The sequence below is a fragment of the Ruegeria sp. CDSB117 genome (genome assembly GCF_059611005.1).
The window spans coordinates 74,109-90,570 of record NZ_JBXWOS010000014.1 but is presented as its reverse complement, the minus strand read 5'-3'; the positions used below and the strand labels follow the sequence as shown (position 1 = coordinate 90,570).

The window sequence follows — 16,462 nt, the reverse complement described above, 5'->3', positions numbered from 1 at the left end:
ACATTGAAATGAGAGCACTAGAATCACCAATTAGCAATTTAGAAAAATTGAATAGTGAATGCTGACATGAGATCTTTCGTTCTTGCCCTTGGGGTTCTTTTCGCCGCGACCTCCGCACACGCGCAATCAGTTGTCTTCGGTGCCGGATATGCAGATTTTTCCGAAAGTGACGCTAAAGACCAGGCCGCCTTTTCGGTCGAATACCATCACCGCCCTTTCTACGAGGCTACACGCCTGTCCGCGACATGGGGCGGTGCGCTGACCGTGGACGAAGCCGGTGACGTCCATGTGGGTGCTGGCCTGATCGGTACATATACTTTCGCTGAACGCTGGTTCGTAGAGGGCAGCGTCATGCCCGGCTATTTCTCTGAATCAGAGGAACTGAACGACCTGGGCGGCAGTTTCCAGATCCGCAGCCTGTTGGGCGTCGGTTATACGCTGAACAGCGGCAACAAAGTCTCGGTGGCGATTACGCATAAATCCAATGCAAGCACGCAACAAGAAAACCCGGGCGTCAATTCTGTGCTGCTGCGATACCACCTTGCGTTCTAGGGGCTGCGCTGCGAACCGGGATTGATTTCTTTTCAAAGTTTCTGCACATCAGGTCTGAACCTGATTGCAAGGACAGCTTATGACCCGTATCGACGCCAAGTTCGCCTCTCTGAAAGAACAGGGAAAGAAGGCGTTCGTCGCCTACATCATGGCCGGTGACCCGGAATTCGAAACCTCGCTTGAAATCGTAAAGGGCCTGCCCGGCGCAGGTGTCGACGTCATCGAACTGGGCCTGCCCTTTACCGATCCAATGGCAGACGGCCCGACGATCCAAGCCGCCGGTCAACGCGCACTGGACGGTGGAATGACCTTGCAGCGAACCTTGGATCTGGCCCGCGCCTTCCGCGAGACCGACGATACCACTCCGATTGTGCTGATGGGCTACTACAACCCGATCTATAACCGCGGCGTCGATAAGTTCCTTGCAGATGCCAAAGAGGTCGGCATTGACGGTCTGATCGTCGTCGACCTGCCACCAGAAGAAGATGAAGAGCTATGCCTGCCCGCACAAGCTGCAGGTCTGAACTTTATCCGTCTGGCCACGCCAACAACCGATGACAAACGCCTGCCGCGCGTTCTGCAGAACACATCGGGTTTTGTGTATTACGTGTCAATCACCGGCATTACCGGTGCGGCCGAAGCCCAAGCTACAAATGTTGGCCCCGAGGTCGCCCGCATCAAATCCGCAACCGATTTACCAGTGATCGTCGGGTTCGGAATCAATACACCTGAAAAATCACAGGCAATCGCAACTGTTGCTGATGGTGCAGTGGTCGGCTCTGCTATCGTCAGCCAGATCGCTGCGGGCAAGCCCACCGGCGAAGTATTGGATTTCGTGAAATCTCTGGCTGACGGCGCACACTCAGCCTGATCGAGACCTGATCAATTTTCAACGCGGTCGGCCCTGTCCGGCCGCGTTTTTTTCTTGCCCGGAATACATGGCGTCGCATCGCAAAGTCTCGGCGTTGCGAGGGCCTCAAATGGTTGGTAAACAAAAAGAACCAATCCTGCGAAGGCCGAAACAAATGCCCGTTATTACCAATATCGACGACCTGAAACGCATCTACGAACGCCGCGTGCCGCGCATGTTTTTCGACTATGCCGAAAGCGGCAGTTGGACCGAACAAACCTTCCGCGAGAACAGCTCGGATTTCGAAGATATCAGGCTGCGCCAGCGGGTCGCCGTGGACATGGACGGGCGCTCGACTGCAACGCAGATGATCGGGCAGGATGTTGCGATGCCGGTGGCTCTGGCCCCAGTTGGCCTGACAGGCATGCAGCACGCGGACGGTGAGATGAAGGCAGCAAAGGCTGCCGAGGAGTTCGGTGTGCCCTTCACCCTGTCGACCATGTCGATCAATTCGATCGAGGATGTCGCAGGGCATACAAGCAAACCCTTTTGGTTCCAGCTTTATGCTATGAAGGATCAGGATTACGTCGGTCGCCTGATCCAGCGCGCCAAGGATGCCAAATGTTCGGCATTGGTGATCACCCTGGACCTGCAAATTCTGGGGCAGCGCCACAAAGATCTGAAAAATGGCTTGTCCGCGCCTCCGAAACTGACAGCCAAGACAATCGCAAACCTCATGACCAAATGGGCTTGGGGGATAGAAATGCTGGGCGCACATCGGCGCGAATTTGGCAATATCGTTGGTCATGCCGAGGGCGTTTCTGACGCCTCATCGCTGGGCGCGTGGACGGCCGAGCAATTCGACCCCAGCCTCGATTGGAAAAAGGTTGAAAAGCTGATGGAGCAATGGGGCGGCAAGGTGATCCTGAAGGGCATTCTGGATGCCGAGGACGCCAGGATGGCAGCTAAACTGGGCGCAGATGCCATCGTTGTTTCAAACCACGGCGGGCGGCAGTTGGACGGGGCGCTCAGTTCGATCCGTGTCTTGCCTGAAATCATGGACGCCGTAGGTGATGACGTCGAAGTCCATCTGGACAGTGGCATACGGTCCGGGCAGGACGTTCTCAAAGCGCTGGCACTTGGGGCCAAGGGTACTTACATCGGTCGCGCTTTTGTCTATGGGCTGGGTGCGATGGGCCAACAAGGTGTCACGACTGCGCTGGATATCATCCACAAAGAGCTGGATACCACGATGGCCCTGTGCGGCGAGCGGAATGTGAGCAGTCTGGGTCGTCACAACCTGCTGATCCCCGAGGGTTTCGGCGGCCGATGGCAAGCCTGATCTCGCAAAACCTTCCAGCAAAACATGTTAAAGGGGGCTCTGCCCCACCGCAGCAAGCTGCGAATCCCCCGGGATATTTTCTGCCAGATGAAGCACGGGATCCCATCTTCATCTGGCCCCAGATATCCCGGAGCGCAAGGCAGAGCCTCGCAAAGTATGAAGACCGCGAAAAACCCCTTTTCAAACCTGACAATTCAAGCTAAGGACGCGGCTTCACGCGGGCATACAGCCTTGGAGGATGCCCGCCCTAACATTGGAGAATTATCATGGCTGGAGAGATTCCTGATCTCGTAGCTCTGGAACGGACGGGGACAGGCAAGGGCGCCGCTCGTCAGGCACGCCGCGACGGCATGGTTCCGGGCATTGTATTTGGTGGCGACAAAGAACCGCTGCCGATTCAGATCCCGTTCAACGAACTGTTCAAGCGCCTGAAAGCTGGCCGGTTCAAGTCGACCCTGTGGAACCTGAAAGTTGAAGGCCAGGAAGACGTCCGCGTCATCTGCCGCGACGTTCAGCGTGACGTCGTCAAAGACCTGCCGACCCACCTGGATCTGATGCGTCTGCGTCGGACCACCAAAATCGCGCTGTTCATCCCGGTTGAGTTCATCAACGAAGAAGAAGCACCCGGCATCAAGAAGGGCGGCGTTCTGACCGTTGTCCGTCCGGAAGTCGAATTGATGTGCACCGCAGGTGATATTCCTGAGAAAATCGTTGTTGACGTGACCGGAATGAACATCAACGACGTTGTCACCATTTCGTCGGTCGATCTGCCCGCGGGCACCAAGCCGACCATCGATCGTGACTTCGTGATCGCGAACGTCTCGGCACCGACCGGTCTGGCGACCAGCGACGATGAAGAAGGTGAAGAAGCAGAAGTGGCCGCAGACGAAGTTGAAGTCGTCGGCCAGGAAGCTGAAGAATAAGTTCAGGCTTAACTGTACTGAATTTGAAACGGGGTTCCATCGGAGCCCCGTTTTTGTTTCAAATGCACATTTTCGCATTTGATCGCAGACTGTGCTAAGTTCGCTGCCAGTGGCCCAATTGGAATGCCACAAGCCCATCGAATAGTTCAGTGGAGCCCGCGATCATGAGACCCCAATCAAATTTTCTACCAGCCCTAATTTCAATGGCCGTCAGCGTCGGTTTCGGATCTTCGGTCACTGCGCAAGTGCAGGACACTCTGCCCAGTAAGGATGACGTTGCTGAACGTTTCACGTCAGATCATTTCTCACCATATGCCGGTAGAAACTTTCCGACCCGACCGCTTTGGGGTGACACACATCTTCATACCCAGGTGTCCGTTGATGCCGGAACCATGACCCGTCTCAGTCAAGAGGACGCGTTTCGGTTTGCACGCGGCCACGAAATCACTACGACGCATGGATTGCAGGCAAAGCTTTCGCGGCCACTGGATTGGCTTGTAATTTCGGACCATGCCGAAATGTACGGGCTAATGCCCCAGTTACTTGGCGGGGATCAGAATGTTCTGTCGACCCCGCAAGGCAAAGCCTGGTACGACGCGCTTACCAGCAACGACAACGATGTTGTCTTTGCCACCGCTATGGAAATCGTGGCGTCGTTGTCCGGGAATGAACCCCCGATCGACAATCCCAAAGCCATCAAAGACGCTTGGCAGAACTATACGGCCCTAGCGGATCAGTACAACGAGCCCGGCGTCTTTACTGCTCTGATCGGTTACGAGTGGACGTCTGAGGGCGGAGACAACATCCACCGCAACGTGATCTTCCGGGATGCTGCGGCCAACGCCAATCAGGTACTTCCGTTCTCGCAATTCGACAGTAAGAACCCTGAAGACCTATGGGCACACCTGGCCGACTATGAGGATCGGACAGGCGGTGACGTGCTTGCAATTCCCCATAATGGCAACCTGTCCAATGGTCGCTTGTTTTCAGTTTCGAACTTTGACGGGACGCCCTTATCGGAAGAAAACGCGCGCCTGCGTGCGCGGTTCGAACCGGTCATCGAAACTACGCAGATCAAAGGTGACAGTGAAGCGCATCCGTTTCTCAGCCCCGATGACGAATTCGCGGATTTTGACACGTGGGACGCGTCAAACCTGAACGGGACCGAAGCCAAAACTCAGGACATGTTGCAATACGAGTATTCCCGCGAGGCCTACAAAACCGGTCTGATGCTGGAAGAACAACTGGGCATCAACCCTTACAAGGTCGGTCAGATTGGTTCGACTGACGCGCATACTGGCATGGCAGCCGTGGAAGAGGAGAACTTCTTTGGCAAGCATTCCGGCGTGGAACCGGAGCCAAACCGCTGGGAACATTTGGTTATCGAAGCCCCCGACCCTGAGTTCTCAATCTATGGCTGGAAACAGGCCTCGGGTGGATATGCTGCTGTTTGGGCCATGGAGAACACCCGCGAGGCGATCTTTGACGCGCTCGAGCGGCGCGAGGTCTACGGCACCACCGGTTCACGTATGCTGGTGCGGTTCTTCGGCGGCTGGGATTTTGCAGAAGAAGATGCTCTGTCTCGCCTGCCTGCCGATCTTGGCTACGCTAAGGGCGTACCGATGGGTTCGGATCTACCCGCCAGAACCGGCGACGGTGCACCGAATTTCCTGATCGCAGCGCTGAAAGACCCCTATAGCGGCAATCTCGACCGTGTACAGGTCATCAAAGGGTGGCTGAACGCAGACGGGACGCGCGGAGAAAAGGTCTATGACGTGGCATGGGGCGGAGATCGTGTGCCCGACGCAGACGGCAAATTGCCTTTGGTCGGGAACACGGTCGATGTGGGAAACGCGACTTGGACCAACACAATTGGTGCACCGGAATTGATCACCTATTGGCAGGACCCGGATTTCGACCCGTCGCAGCGGGCCTTCTACTATGTCCGCGTCATCGAAATCCCGACGCCGCGCTGGACGGCCTATGAGGCCAAAAGGTTCAACGTCCAGATGGATGCCGACGTGCCGATGACCACAACCGAACGCGCCTATACCTCTCCGATCTGGTACACGCCCAAAGGCTGAAGCTCGTCTTTTGCACCTTGCCATCACTGGATTTTCGATCCATTTCGGGGCATGAGGGGCAAGTCCTACTAGGAGGCGCAGAGCAGAGTCATGAAACTTTTTGTCGGACTGGGAAATCCGGGGCAGAAATACGCCCGGAACCGGCACAATATCGGGTTCATGGCACTGGACAGAATTGCCGACGATCACGGATTCGGTCCGTGGAAATCCAAGTTTCAGGCGGAAATTGCTGAAGGGCGGCTGGGTTCAGAAAAAGTGCTTTTGGTTAAACCGCAAACCTTCATGAACCGTTCCGGACAATCCGTGGGCGAGGCCATGCGGTTTTATAAACTGGACTCGACCGATGTAACCGTTTTTCACGATGAGCTGGATCTTTCCCCGGGCAAGGTCCGCGTCAAAGCGGGTGGAGGTCACGCCGGGCACAACGGGTTGCGGTCGATCCACGAACATATCAGCCCTGCCTATGATCGGGTTCGTCTGGGCATCGGGCACCCGGGACGCAAGGAAATGGTCTCGCCCTACGTCCTGAGCGATTTTGCCAAGGTGGATGCGGATTGGCTGGAGGACGTGCTGCGAGGCGTATCCGACGGTGCCGGCCATCTGGCCAATGGCGATGGAGGCAAATTCATGAACGCGGTCGCATTGCGGACCGCACCACCGCGTTCATCGAAAACCACTGCAAGCGAAGTAAGAACCACCCCCAAACCCGCACCGAAACCCGAGACCGACAACAGGTCAGCCATGCAAAAACTGATGGATAAGTTCAAATAGGACCAGCGACGTTGCCGCTACGTCTCAATTGCGAACTGCGCCCGTCCGCGCTCCAAAGCGGTACGAAAGAGGGAGGAGACATATGCGAACCCTGATCAAATGGGTGCTGCGCATCGTTTTGATGTTGGTGCTGGCTGCGGTGGTCGTTGGCTTTTGGAAGCGCGAAGAAATTAAGCGCCTGATGGCTGTGAACTCTTTGTTTTCCGAAGAAAAGATCGTTCACAACTTCTCTCATATGAATGACGCTTTTCTGACCGTCGACCTGCCAAGGGGGGAAGGCGCGACATTCGAACTGCCCTACGGCCCCGGTTTTGACCTGCCCGAGGGCACGGACAAATGGGTCGAAGACCGGGCTGTAACCTCTTTGCTGGTGATGCAGGACGGGCAGATCAGGTTCGAAGAATACTATTTGGGGACCGCCCCCGAGGATCGCCGGATATCCTGGTCGGTCGCCAAAAGCTATCTGTCCGCCCTGTTCGGCATCCTGATGGCCGAAGGCGCCATCGACTCGCTGGACGATCCGGTGGTCAAATACGCCCCGAAACTGCAGGGCACCGCTTATGACGGCGCAACGATCCGCAATGTTCTGAACATGGCCAGCGGTGTGACCTTCGACGAGGACTATCTGGACTACAACTCCGACATCAACCGAATGGGTCGCGTCGTCGCCCTGGGTGGAGAGCTGGATGACTTTGCCGCCTCGCTGAACGAAACCTTCGTCGAGCCCGGCGAGACATGGCAATATGTCTCGATCGACACACACGTTATCGGCATGGTTGTTCGCGGTGCGACGGATCGGTCTGTGGCTGACTTGCTGACCGAAAAGATCATTGAACCTCTGGGCCTTGAACGCGACGGCTACTATGTCACCGACGGTGCTGGCGTGGCTTTCGTCTTGGGCGGGTTGAACTTCACTACTCGCGACTTTGCCCGGTTTGGACAGATGATCCTGCAAAACGGCGAGCATAATGGCCAGCAGATCGTGCCCGCCGAATGGATTGCGGAATCCGTTTTTCCGAGCGCCCCGACCGAAGCCGGAGAGATCGGGTATGGCTACCAGTGGTGGATCCCCGTCGGCGCGCATGAAGGCGAGTTTCTGGCCCGTGGCGTTTATGGTCAGTACATCTATTTCGACCAACCGCGCGGTGTGGTTATCGTTTCAACCGGGGCTGATCGCAGTTTCCGTGACGATGGCGTCAACGAAACAAACATAGAAATGTTCCGCACAATCGCCCAAAGCCTGTAAGGTGTGCCCATGCAAAAACTGGACAGCATAAACGTTCTGGGGGGCGTCCTTGCCCCCTGCTCCCGCGATCCACAGACCGGTTTTTTTCGGGACGGGGCCTGTAACACCTGCGCCGAAGATCAGGGCAGTCACACGGTCTGCGCGGTCATGACGGCCGAGTTTCTGGCCTATTCCAAGTATGTTGGCAATGACCTCAGCACACCGCGCCCCGAGTTCGATTTTCCCGGTCTCAAGCCCGGTGACAACTGGTGCCTGTGTGCCGGGCGTTTCCTGCAGGCCCATGACGAAGGCTGCGCGCCCAAGGTTGATCTGGAGGCCACGCATCAGCAGGCGCTGGACATCGTCCCTATTGGAATCTTACGCGAAAATGCCGTCGAACCTGATTGACCTCAGGGGTAAAAAGACATCAAAGAAACCCGCCAGCCGACACTTTGTTTAGCAAGCGCGAAACCGTCAAAAAACGAGGTAGGCTATGAGCTTTATCGCCATGAACCGCTTCAAAGTCCGTTTGGGCAGCGAAGCCGATTTCGAATCCGTTTGGAAAGGCCGCGAAAGCCGGTTGAAAGAACTGCAAGGATTTCAGGAGTTCCGCCTTCTGAAAGGCCCCGAGGGCGACGGGTATCGGCTGTATTCCAGCCACGTGATTTGGGACAATCGCAGCGATTTCGCGGCCTGGACCAAATCCCAACAATTCCGGGACGCGCACAAAAACGCTGGCAACGGCAAGACGCAGTCGGCTCTGATCGGACCACCTCAGTTCGAGGGATTCGAAACGGTTTTGCATCAGAGCTGATCAATCCATGTCGCCAACACCGGATTGATGTTTACGCGGCGCGGGCCAGATAGCCGCGCGATGTGCGCGAGGGCGGGCCAGTTGGAAAACTGTGCTCCGCCTCCAACACCCACCCCGCATCCTTAAGCATCTTGGCCACCTGTTGCGGTCTGTACGAACGGTGACGCCATTGAAACCAGATAATCGCGTTGCACCAGTGTGGTTTGCTGACGACCAGCCACAGCTTTGCCGCTGGCGCGGCCTGCCTGCGCATGTGGCGCAGGGCATCGGTAGGGTTTTCGCAATGTTCAAGGACATGGGCTGCCAGAACGCAATCAAAAGGCTGGGCTGGTGGAAAATCCTCCAACCGGGATCGGGCAGTCTGGGTCGTAACGCCCCTTTGGGCCAGCGCACCCTCGGCCTGTTTCAGCATTTTCCCAGACGGCTCGAGCAGTGTGACCTTACCTTCGGGCTGAATGACCGCCCGTGCCTCGGCAAAAGCACCTGTCCCGCACCCCACATCCAGCCCGTTCCGGCCTAGATCATCCGCTGAACCGATCGACAGAAACCCCAGATAGGCATCAAAATAGCCCAGCAGACGCATCTTATCCGCCCAGCCGGGGGCCGCGGCATCGTACTTTTGAGCGAGTTTATCTGAACTGGACGCGTCCTGCATACCACGCAGCGTGGCATGAAAGACCCGGGGCGCAAAGCCCCGGGCGCGCGTTATCCGGCCGAACGGCCTTCGGTGTCGGACATATCAAAGTTCAGGTATTTGGCGACCGTCTGAACGTCCTTGTCGCCGCGACCGCACATGTTCATGCAGATCAGGTGATCCTTGGGCAGTTCAGGCGCGATCTTCATGACATGTGCCAAAGCGTGGCTGGGCTCCAACGCAGGGATGATACCTTCGGTTGCACAGCACAGCTGGAACGCTTCCAGCGCCTCTTTGTCGGTGATCGAGACATAGTTCGCGCGACCGATATCATTCAGCCAAGAATGCTCGGGGCCAATACCAGGGTAATCCAGACCGGCCGAGATCGAATAGCCTTCGAGGATCTGGCCGTCATCATCCTGCAGCAGGTAGGTACGGTTTCCGTGCAGCACACCCGGACGACCGCCGGTCAGCGAGGCACAATGTTCCATCTTTTCATTCACGCCTTTACCGCCCGCCTCAACACCGATGATGTTGACGCTCTTGTCGTCAAGGAACGGATAAAACAGGCCCATCGCATTCGACCCACCGCCGATGGCGGCGATAAGCGTGTCGGGCAAACGGCCTTCGGCCTTTTGCATCTGTTCCTTGGCTTCCTTGCCGATGATCGACTGGAAATCACGCACCATCGCCGGATACGGGTGCGGGCCCGCCACGGTACCGATGCAATAGAACGTATCACGTACATTGGTCACCCAGTCACGCAGCGCGTCGTTCATCGCGTCTTTAAGAGTTCCACGACCTGAGGTGACCGGAATAACTTCGGCCCCCAACAGGCGCATACGGAATACGTTCGGTGCCTGACGCTGAACATCGTGTGCACCCATATAGACCACACATTTCAAGCCGAACTTGGCGCAGACGGTGGCTGTTGCCACACCGTGCTGCCCTGCCCCGGTTTCCGCGATGATCCGGGTTTTGCCCATGCGCCGCGCCAGAATGATCTGGCCCAGAACATTGTTAATCTTGTGCGCGCCGGTGTGGTTCAATTCGTCGCGTTTCAGATAGATTTTCGCGCCACCCAGATGCTCGGTCAGGCGTTCCGCGTAATACAGCGGCGAGGGGCGACCCACATAGTTCGCCCACAGATCGTCCATCTCGGCCCAAAAGGTCGGATCATCCTTGGCCTTTTCATACTCCTCTTCCAGCGACAGGATCAGCGGCATCAGCGTTTCGCTGACAAACCGTCCGCCGAAGATGCCAAACCGGCCCTGTTCGTCGGGACCGGACATGAAGGAATTGAAAAGATCGTTGGCCATGGGTGTCTCCCTCGTCGTACCCGTTGTTCATAGGAGGTAGCGGATGGTTTTGCCATGGCAAAACGTATCATTTCGTGGGTCGATAGCGATGCTTCCATATCCGCAGGGCCTGTTCTTCGGTCGGCACCGCGATGCATGAGAAATGGTGGAACTCATGCGTGATTGACAACCGGTCCGACGCCGCAAGAACGCGCCTGTGTGGTCCCGAATGGGCAAATGTCAGCATGGCCTCGGCGTCTTGCCAAACACTGAGTGAAAAGTAGAGCCCACCGTGAGGAAACATCTGCGCATGCTCGCATAATGCATCCCCTCGCGCCTGCTTCAACGCTTGCCCGGCCCGCCAAAAGAACTCTGGCGCATTGTACCAATGTTGCAGGGAAACCCCACCAATCGCTGCAATCATCTTTGTTCCTCCCCAGCGTCATATACGGGGGAGGTCAGCGATCAGATCAATGAGCGGCGGATACGAATTCAGAAATCTTAATGGTATCTTTAACTCCGGGCGAACTTTCGACGCCGGAAGACACATCAACCTGTTTTGCGCCGGTCATACGGATCGCCTCGGCGACGTTGTCCGGAGTAAGTCCCCCGGCCAGCATCCACGGCTTTCGCCAGTATTTCCGGCCTGCCAGCAATCTCCAGTCAAAGGCAAGCCCGTTGCCACCCGGCAGTTCGGAGGTGCGCGGCGGCTTCGCGTCGATCAGCAATTGATCAGCCACTTCAGAATACAGATCAATCGCGCTCAGATCCTCAGCCTCGGCGATGCCGATTGCCTTCATCACCGGCAGGCCAAACCTGTCGCGTACTTCTGAAACCCGCTGGGGTGTTTCCTTGCCATGCAATTGCAACATGTCCAAGGGCACGCGTGCGATGATACGGTCCAGTTCTTCGTCCGTCGCATTCACGGTCAGCGCGACCTTGGCCACGCCTGCAGGAACAAGCTGCGACAGCCCTGCCGCGGCATCAAGGTCCAGATGCCGTGGCGATTTTGAGAAAAAGACAAAGCCGACGTAGCGTGCACCGGCATCAGCCGCAGCGCGCACGTGATCGGGTGCGGTTAGCCCGCAGATTTTTACAGCTACATCGGTCATATAAAGGTGCCTTAGCTGGCTTCGTCCAGCAGAGCCAGAACGTCGTCTTTGCCCTCATTCTGCTTTTTCTTGAGCTTTTTGACCTCACGCTCAAGCTTGCGCACTTCTCCGGTCTTGGTCGAGACATCGCGGCGGTGTTTATGCTCGCGCAGCCATTCCCACAGGAAGCCGATGATCAGACCGGCCACGACGCCGCCCAGCACCACGATGAACAGTGGCAAAGACGTTGAGAAATTGAGCCCCAGCAACTCGGCCAGGGCATCCGGCATCAGCTTCAACTCGACGATCTGGCGATTGGCCAGCGAGATTGACACAAGAACGATCCCGAGGATCGCCAGGAAAGCATATCGAAGGTAACGCATCATGGTGTCAGGCTTTACCGTTCAATCGGTCCCTTAGCAACTTGCCAGTTTTGAAGAATGGAACACATTTTTCTTCGACCTGCACGGTCTCACCCGTACGAGGATTGCGGCCAACACGCGCGTCACGTTGTTTGACCGAGAAGGCACCGAAGCCGCGCAGTTCAACACGGTCGCCACGCGCCATAGCATCTGTCACTTCTTCGAACACGGTATTCACAATCCGCTCGACATCACGCTGATAGAGATGTGGGTTTTCGTCGGCGATTTTCTGAATCAGTTCTGAACGGATCATGAGTGTTACCCTCCCAGGCGACCGGTTAACCATGTCTATACTTCTGGACAGTATAGGAAAAAACCGTGATCGGGGGAACGTAAACTCTGTGTGCAAAGCATTCATTTTACAGCAAAGTCGCGCGATTTTTTGCTTGTTCAGGCAAAATCCGCTCTTAAAGCGTGAACGACGGCCGCAATAAGCCCAAATTTTGGAACATATTGATTCGCAACAAAAACGGCCCCGCGCGTCTGCACGGGGCCGTAAACTCGGCTGAAAATCCAACCTGAGCTTAGTCGCCGGATTTCAGCGCTGCACCCAGGATATCGCCCAGCGATGCGCCCGAGTCGGAAGAACCGTACTGTTCCACGGCCTCTTTCTCTTCGGCGATCTCACGTGCCTTGATCGACAGACCCAGACGGCGAGTCTTGCTGTCGACATTAGTGACGCGGACGTCGATCTTGTCGTTAACCGAGAAACGCTCGGGGCGCTGCTCTGCACGATCACGCGACAGGTCGGAACGACGGATGAAGGACTTCATGCCTTCGTATTCCACCTCGATGCCGCCATCTTCGATCGCAGTGACTTCGACAGTGATGATCGAACCGCGCTTCACGCCGCCAACGGCTTCTGCGAACTTGTCACCACCCAGGGCTTTGATCGACAGCGAGATACGCTCTTTTTCCACGTCAACTTCCGAGACAACGGCCGAAACCATGTCGCCTTTGCGGTAGTTCTGGATCGCATCTTCGCCACGTTCGTCCCACGACAGGTCGGACAGGTGAACCATGCCGTCGATGTCGCCTTCGAGGCCAATGAACAGACCAAATTCGGTGATGTTTTTGACTTCGCCTTCGACTTCGGTGCCCTCGGGGTGTGTTTCTGCAAACACTTCCCACGGGTTGCGCATGGTCTGCTTCAGGCCCAGAGACACGCGACGCTTGGCGCCGTCGATTTCCAGAACCATGACGTCGACTTCCTGGCTGGTCGAAACGATCTTGCCGGGGTGGACGTTTTTCTTGGTCCAGGACATCTCGGACACGTGCACCAGACCTTCGACACCGGCTTCCAGCTCGACGAACGCGCCGTAGTCGGTGATGTTGGTGACGCGACCCTGATGGACCGAGCTCAGCGGATACTTGGCAGCAACCAGATCCCATGGATCTTCCTGCAGCTGCTTCATGCCCAGGCTGATGCGGTGGGTCTCTTTGTTGATCTTGATGACCTGAACCTTGATGGTTTCGCCGATCGTCAGGATCTCGGACGGGTGATTCACACGACGCCATGCCATGTCAGTGACGTGCAGCAGGCCGTCAACGCCGCCCAGGTCAACAAACGCACCGTATTCGGTGATGTTCTTGACCACGCCTTCGACGGTCTGACCTTCGGTCAGGTTGCCAATGACTTCGGCACGCTGTTCGGCACGCGATTCTTCCAGGATAGCGCGGCGCGACACAACGATGTTGCCACGGCGGCGGTCCATTTTCAGAATCTGGAACGGCTGCTTCAGACCCATCAGCGGGCCAGCGTCGCGCACGGGGCGAACGTCAACCTGCGAGCCGGGCAGGAACGCAACTGCGCCACCCAGATCGACGGTGAAGCCACCTTTGACGCGGCCAAAGATTGCACCTTCGACGCGCTGGTCGTCGGCATATGCTTTTTCCAGACGGTCCCATGCCTCTTCACGGCGGGCCATCTCGCGCGAGATAACGGCTTCGCCACGGGCGTTTTCTGCGGCGCGCAGGTAGACTTCTACCTCGTCACCAACAGCGATTTCAGGAGCTTCGCCGGGATTCGCGAATTCTTTCAGATCAACGCGGCCTTCCATTTTGTAGCCAACGTCGATGATGGCTTGGCCGGCTTCGATCGCCAGTACCTTGCCTTTGACAACAGAACCCTCTTCGGGCGTGTCCATTTCGAAGCTTTCGTTCAGGAGGGCTTCGAATTCCTCCATGGTTGTATCAGCCATCTGGCAGTGTTTTCCTTTACATACGTTTTTACTGGCCGAGCGGTTGTCTCCGCCGGTCTTGTTTCATGGTGTCATCGGACGTGACCCGGTGCGCCGCTGAGCAAACAAACACAAAGGGCCGAGGTGACCCGGCCCTGCTCAGTAACGTCATCCGGACGTTGACCGCCCTTGTGTTGACAGCGCGCGTATATGCGGAATTCCCGACATGTGCAAGAGGAAAGCCTTGATATACAGGGCATCGGCCGCCGTCACACTCGGCGCGCCATGTCCCAAACGCGCCCGTCCCGTTGCAACATAGATTGCTCAATCGCATTCAATCGCGAACAGGCATCATCTGGATTATGCGCGCCGCCTACTTTATGCCAAATGCGCAGCGCCGAGGCCGGGCTCCACGGCAGACAAGCCGAGGCAAGCCACCATCGCAATTCGGCAGGCAACGCATCATAGGCCTGCATTGGCGCTCCCGTCCGCCGGCGGCGTTTGATCCGGCTGCGCAAGTTTCGGTTCTTTCTGCGGTCAGTCATTGTGCGCTCCGTTCATCGGCACGCACGAACCCAGACTGTCGGGTGTCAACGGATATCGTCATGCTCACTCGATAGTTTTGCTATGTTATTACATTTGAAAAAACCATGTGCAACCACTCTCGTTAGGCGCAACTCCCGATTCCTGCGAAGAATGTCGTGTTTCGAACAGCAAAGTCTGCGCCACTTGCGAAGCTTTGAAAAAGTCGGAGGATTTCATGCGTCAAGACCTGAACTTTCTCGTCATCATTTCAGACGAACACCGCAAAGACGCAATGGGATGCGCTGGCCATCCGATTGTCAAAACGCCCAATCTGGATGCACTGGCCGCGCGCGGAACGATGTTTGAGTCCGCCTACACACCCTCTCCCATGTGCGTACCCACACGGGCGGCGCTTGCGACCGGAGACTGGGTTCACACGACAGGAAACTGGGACAGCGCAACCCCCTATGACGGGCGCCCGCGCAGCTGGATGAGGCAGGTGCGCGACGCCGGGCGCGAGGTCGTCTCTATTGGAAAACTGCATTTCAGGTCCAACGAAGACGACAATGGCTTTTCGGAGGAAATCCTGCCGATGCACGTGGTTGGAGGTGTCGGCTGGGCCGTTGGGCTTTTGCGCGAAAACCCACCAGACTATGATTCAGCCTCCGAGCTGGCGGGCGATGTGGGCGTCGGGTCCAGCACCTATACCGATTACGATCTGGACATTACCGCAGCAGCCGAGGCCTGGCTGGCCGATCCCGCGCGCCAAGCCAAACCCTGGGCTGCATTTGTGTCGCTGGTCAGCCCACACTATCCCCTGACCTGTCCCAAGGAATGGCACGATCTTTACGATCCAGCCCAGATGGATCTGCCCGTCGGGTATGGCAAAGGGCTGCCCGATCATGAAGAGCTTCGCAACATCGCCGCGTTCTTCAACTACGGTGACTATTTCGACGAACAGAAAATGCGCGAGGCGAAAGCGGCTTATTATGGCCTGACCTCATTGATGGATGATTGCGTGGGGCGCGTCCTGAAAGCCCTGTCCGACAGTGATCAGGCCGAAAATACGGTGGTGATCTATGTATCCGACCACGGTGACATGATGGGGGATCAGGGGTTTTGGACCAAACAGGTGATGTATGAGGCCAGTGCAGGAATTCCGATGATCGCGGCCGGCCCGGGTATCCCGTCGGGGCGACGTGTTACCACATGTACCAACCTGACCGATATCGCTGCAACCGCCCGGGACGTCTGCGGCGTCGAAGACGACGACGGCAACGCTGGTCAGCCCGGCTTGTCTCTGATCGGGTTGGCCAATGCGCCGGACGACCTTGAACGGACCGGTTTCAGCGAATACCACGATGGTGGGTCAAAAACCGGCAGTTTCATGGTGCGATGGGGCAAGTGGAAGTATGTTTACTATGTCGGCCAGCCCCCGCAATTGTTCGACCTGTCAACCGATCCTCAAGAACAGACCAACCGCGCGCTGGATCGGGTAAATGACCCGCAGGTTCAGACTGCGCTGGTCGAAGGGGAACGCCGCCTGCGCGAAATCTGTGACCCCGAAGAGGTAAACGCCCGCGCCTTTGCCGACCAGCGAAAGAAAATCGAAGACCTGGGCGGAGAAGAAGCCTGCCGCACGGCCTTTGTCTTCAATCACACGCCCACCCCGTCCGAGCAGGAAAAGCTGCGTGAAGGACCCGCGCTTTAGCGCAGGCATTTTACATTTCTCTAGTAGGCCCTTGGTTCGC

18 protein-coding genes are annotated in these 16,462 nt (G+C 56.8%); 10 read left to right on the top strand and 8 right to left on the bottom strand.

Annotation, left to right across the window (positions count from 1 at the left end; genetic code table 11):
• Positions 1–66 precede the first annotated feature (66 nt).
• The 9 genes from AC2FJC_RS15465 to hmuQ all read left to right on the top strand — a co-directional run bounded on the left by AC2FJC_RS15465 (position 67) and on the right by hmuQ (position 8,561).
• Positions 67–552 (top strand): acyloxyacyl hydrolase, encoded by a 486-nt coding sequence (locus AC2FJC_RS15465; protein WP_058273182.1) that lies wholly within the window; start codon positions 67–69, stop codon positions 550–552.
• A gap of 79 nt (positions 553–631) precedes the next feature.
• The gene (gene trpA, locus AC2FJC_RS15460) at positions 632–1,423 is read left to right on the top strand and encodes a tryptophan synthase subunit alpha (RefSeq protein ID WP_496740173.1); all 792 of its coding nucleotides are present in this window, start codon (positions 632–634) and stop codon (positions 1,421–1,423) included.
• A 154-nt stretch (positions 1,424–1,577) separates the two neighbouring features.
• Positions 1,578–2,744, top strand: a complete 1,167-nt coding sequence (locus tag AC2FJC_RS15455; RefSeq protein WP_496740172.1) for an alpha-hydroxy acid oxidase — start codon at positions 1,578–1,580, stop codon at positions 2,742–2,744.
• Between the two features lie 266 nt (positions 2,745–3,010).
• The gene (locus tag AC2FJC_RS15450; protein WP_496740171.1) at positions 3,011–3,667 is read left to right on the top strand and encodes a 50S ribosomal protein L25/general stress protein Ctc; all 657 of its coding nucleotides are present in this window, start codon (positions 3,011–3,013) and stop codon (positions 3,665–3,667) included.
• Between the two features lie 164 nt (positions 3,668–3,831).
• Positions 3,832–5,751, top strand: coding sequence for a DUF3604 domain-containing protein (locus AC2FJC_RS15445; RefSeq protein ID WP_496740170.1), 1,920 nt, complete (start codon positions 3,832–3,834; stop codon positions 5,749–5,751).
• Positions 5,752–5,841: 90 nt separating this feature from the next.
• Positions 5,842–6,522 (top strand): aminoacyl-tRNA hydrolase, encoded by a 681-nt coding sequence (pth, locus tag AC2FJC_RS15440; protein WP_496740169.1) that lies wholly within the window; start codon positions 5,842–5,844, stop codon positions 6,520–6,522.
• An 82-nt stretch (positions 6,523–6,604) separates the two neighbouring features.
• A complete protein-coding gene (locus AC2FJC_RS15435; protein WP_496740168.1) occupies positions 6,605–7,768 on the top strand; it encodes a serine hydrolase domain-containing protein in 1,164 nt (387 codons plus the stop codon).
• A gap of 9 nt (positions 7,769–7,777) precedes the next feature.
• Positions 7,778–8,155: a DUF2237 family protein gene (locus AC2FJC_RS15430; protein ID WP_058279476.1), complete on the top strand. Its 378-nt coding sequence runs from the start codon at positions 7,778–7,780 to the stop codon at positions 8,153–8,155.
• An 85-nt stretch (positions 8,156–8,240) separates the two neighbouring features.
• Positions 8,241–8,561 (top strand): heme-degrading protein HmuQ, encoded by a 321-nt coding sequence (hmuQ, locus tag AC2FJC_RS15425; protein ID WP_496740167.1) that lies wholly within the window; start codon positions 8,241–8,243, stop codon positions 8,559–8,561.
• A 31-nt stretch (positions 8,562–8,592) separates the two neighbouring features.
• On the opposite strand, the gene AC2FJC_RS15420 is transcribed toward hmuQ, so the two are convergent.
• The 8 genes from AC2FJC_RS15420 to AC2FJC_RS15385 form a co-directional block, all read right to left on the bottom strand.
• Entirely contained in the window at positions 8,593–9,216 is a 624-nt protein-coding gene (locus AC2FJC_RS15420; protein WP_282170756.1) for a class I SAM-dependent methyltransferase, read from the bottom strand.
• 50 nt (positions 9,217–9,266) lie between these two features.
• Positions 9,267–10,514 carry a tryptophan synthase subunit beta gene (gene trpB, locus AC2FJC_RS15415; protein ID WP_058273173.1) on the bottom strand — a complete coding sequence of 416 codons (1,248 nt, stop codon included), beginning with the start codon at positions 10,512–10,514 and terminating at the stop codon, positions 9,267–9,269.
• A 67-nt stretch (positions 10,515–10,581) separates the two neighbouring features.
• Complete coding sequence (locus AC2FJC_RS15410; RefSeq protein ID WP_496740166.1) at positions 10,582–10,917, bottom strand: hypothetical protein; 336 nt, start codon at positions 10,915–10,917, stop codon at positions 10,582–10,584.
• Positions 10,918–10,963: 46 nt separating this feature from the next.
• Complete coding sequence (locus tag AC2FJC_RS15405) at positions 10,964–11,605, bottom strand: phosphoribosylanthranilate isomerase (RefSeq protein ID WP_496740165.1); 642 nt, start codon at positions 11,603–11,605, stop codon at positions 10,964–10,966.
• 11 nt (positions 11,606–11,616) lie between these two features.
• Positions 11,617–11,967, bottom strand: a complete 351-nt coding sequence (locus AC2FJC_RS15400) for a lipopolysaccharide assembly protein LapA domain-containing protein (protein ID WP_496735491.1) — start codon at positions 11,965–11,967, stop codon at positions 11,617–11,619.
• 7 nt (positions 11,968–11,974) lie between these two features.
• Positions 11,975–12,259 (bottom strand): integration host factor subunit beta, encoded by a 285-nt coding sequence (gene ihfB / locus AC2FJC_RS15395; RefSeq protein ID WP_037310872.1) that lies wholly within the window; start codon positions 12,257–12,259, stop codon positions 11,975–11,977.
• Between the two features lie 271 nt (positions 12,260–12,530).
• Positions 12,531–14,207, bottom strand: coding sequence for a 30S ribosomal protein S1 (gene rpsA, locus AC2FJC_RS15390; protein ID WP_058279471.1), 1,677 nt, complete (start codon positions 14,205–14,207; stop codon positions 12,531–12,533).
• A 248-nt stretch (positions 14,208–14,455) separates the two neighbouring features.
• Positions 14,456–14,731 (bottom strand): DUF6525 family protein, encoded by a 276-nt coding sequence (locus AC2FJC_RS15385; protein WP_496740164.1) that lies wholly within the window; start codon positions 14,729–14,731, stop codon positions 14,456–14,458.
• A gap of 215 nt (positions 14,732–14,946) precedes the next feature.
• Here AC2FJC_RS15385 and AC2FJC_RS15380 point away from each other — a divergent pair, with 215 nt between their 5' ends.
• On the top strand, positions 14,947–16,422 hold the full coding sequence (locus AC2FJC_RS15380) for a sulfatase family protein (protein ID WP_496740163.1): 1,476 nt from the start codon (positions 14,947–14,949) through the stop codon (positions 16,420–16,422).
• Positions 16,423–16,462 lie beyond the last annotated feature (40 nt).

Bases quoted from the DNA above. Each gene is read 5' to 3' on its own strand.
- AC2FJC_RS15465 (WP_058273182.1), top strand. From the start codon at position 67: ATGAGATCTTTCGTTCTTGCCCTTGGGGTTCTTTTCGCCGCGACCTCC.
- AC2FJC_RS15410 (WP_496740166.1), bottom strand. From the start codon at position 10,917: ATGATTGCAGCGATTGGTGGGGTTTCCCTGCAACATTGGTACAATGCG.
- AC2FJC_RS15450 (WP_496740171.1), top strand. From the start codon at position 3,011: ATGGCTGGAGAGATTCCTGATCTCGTAGCTCTGGAACGGACGGGGACA.
- AC2FJC_RS15380 (WP_496740163.1), top strand. From the start codon at position 14,947: ATGCGTCAAGACCTGAACTTTCTCGTCATCATTTCAGACGAACACCGC.
- AC2FJC_RS15405 (WP_496740165.1), bottom strand. From the start codon at position 11,605: ATGACCGATGTAGCTGTAAAAATCTGCGGGCTAACCGCACCCGATCAC.
- hmuQ (WP_496740167.1), top strand. From the start codon at position 8,241: ATGAGCTTTATCGCCATGAACCGCTTCAAAGTCCGTTTGGGCAGCGAA.
- pth (WP_496740169.1), top strand. From the start codon at position 5,842: ATGAAACTTTTTGTCGGACTGGGAAATCCGGGGCAGAAATACGCCCGG.
- AC2FJC_RS15420 (WP_282170756.1), bottom strand. From the start codon at position 9,216: ATGCAGGACGCGTCCAGTTCAGATAAACTCGCTCAAAAGTACGATGCC.
- AC2FJC_RS15385 (WP_496740164.1), bottom strand. From the start codon at position 14,731: ATGACTGACCGCAGAAAGAACCGAAACTTGCGCAGCCGGATCAAACGC.
- trpA (WP_496740173.1), top strand. From the start codon at position 632: ATGACCCGTATCGACGCCAAGTTCGCCTCTCTGAAAGAACAGGGAAAG.
- AC2FJC_RS15445 (WP_496740170.1), top strand. From the start codon at position 3,832: ATGAGACCCCAATCAAATTTTCTACCAGCCCTAATTTCAATGGCCGTC.
- rpsA (WP_058279471.1), bottom strand. From the start codon at position 14,207: ATGGCTGATACAACCATGGAGGAATTCGAAGCCCTCCTGAACGAAAGC.
- AC2FJC_RS15400 (WP_496735491.1), bottom strand. From the start codon at position 11,967: ATGCGTTACCTTCGATATGCTTTCCTGGCGATCCTCGGGATCGTTCTT.
- AC2FJC_RS15430 (WP_058279476.1), top strand. From the start codon at position 7,778: ATGCAAAAACTGGACAGCATAAACGTTCTGGGGGGCGTCCTTGCCCCC.
- ihfB (WP_037310872.1), bottom strand. From the start codon at position 12,259: ATGATCCGTTCAGAACTGATTCAGAAAATCGCCGACGAAAACCCACAT.
- trpB (WP_058273173.1), bottom strand. From the start codon at position 10,514: ATGGCCAACGATCTTTTCAATTCCTTCATGTCCGGTCCCGACGAACAG.
- AC2FJC_RS15455 (WP_496740172.1), top strand. From the start codon at position 1,578: ATGCCCGTTATTACCAATATCGACGACCTGAAACGCATCTACGAACGC.
- AC2FJC_RS15435 (WP_496740168.1), top strand. From the start codon at position 6,605: ATGCGAACCCTGATCAAATGGGTGCTGCGCATCGTTTTGATGTTGGTG.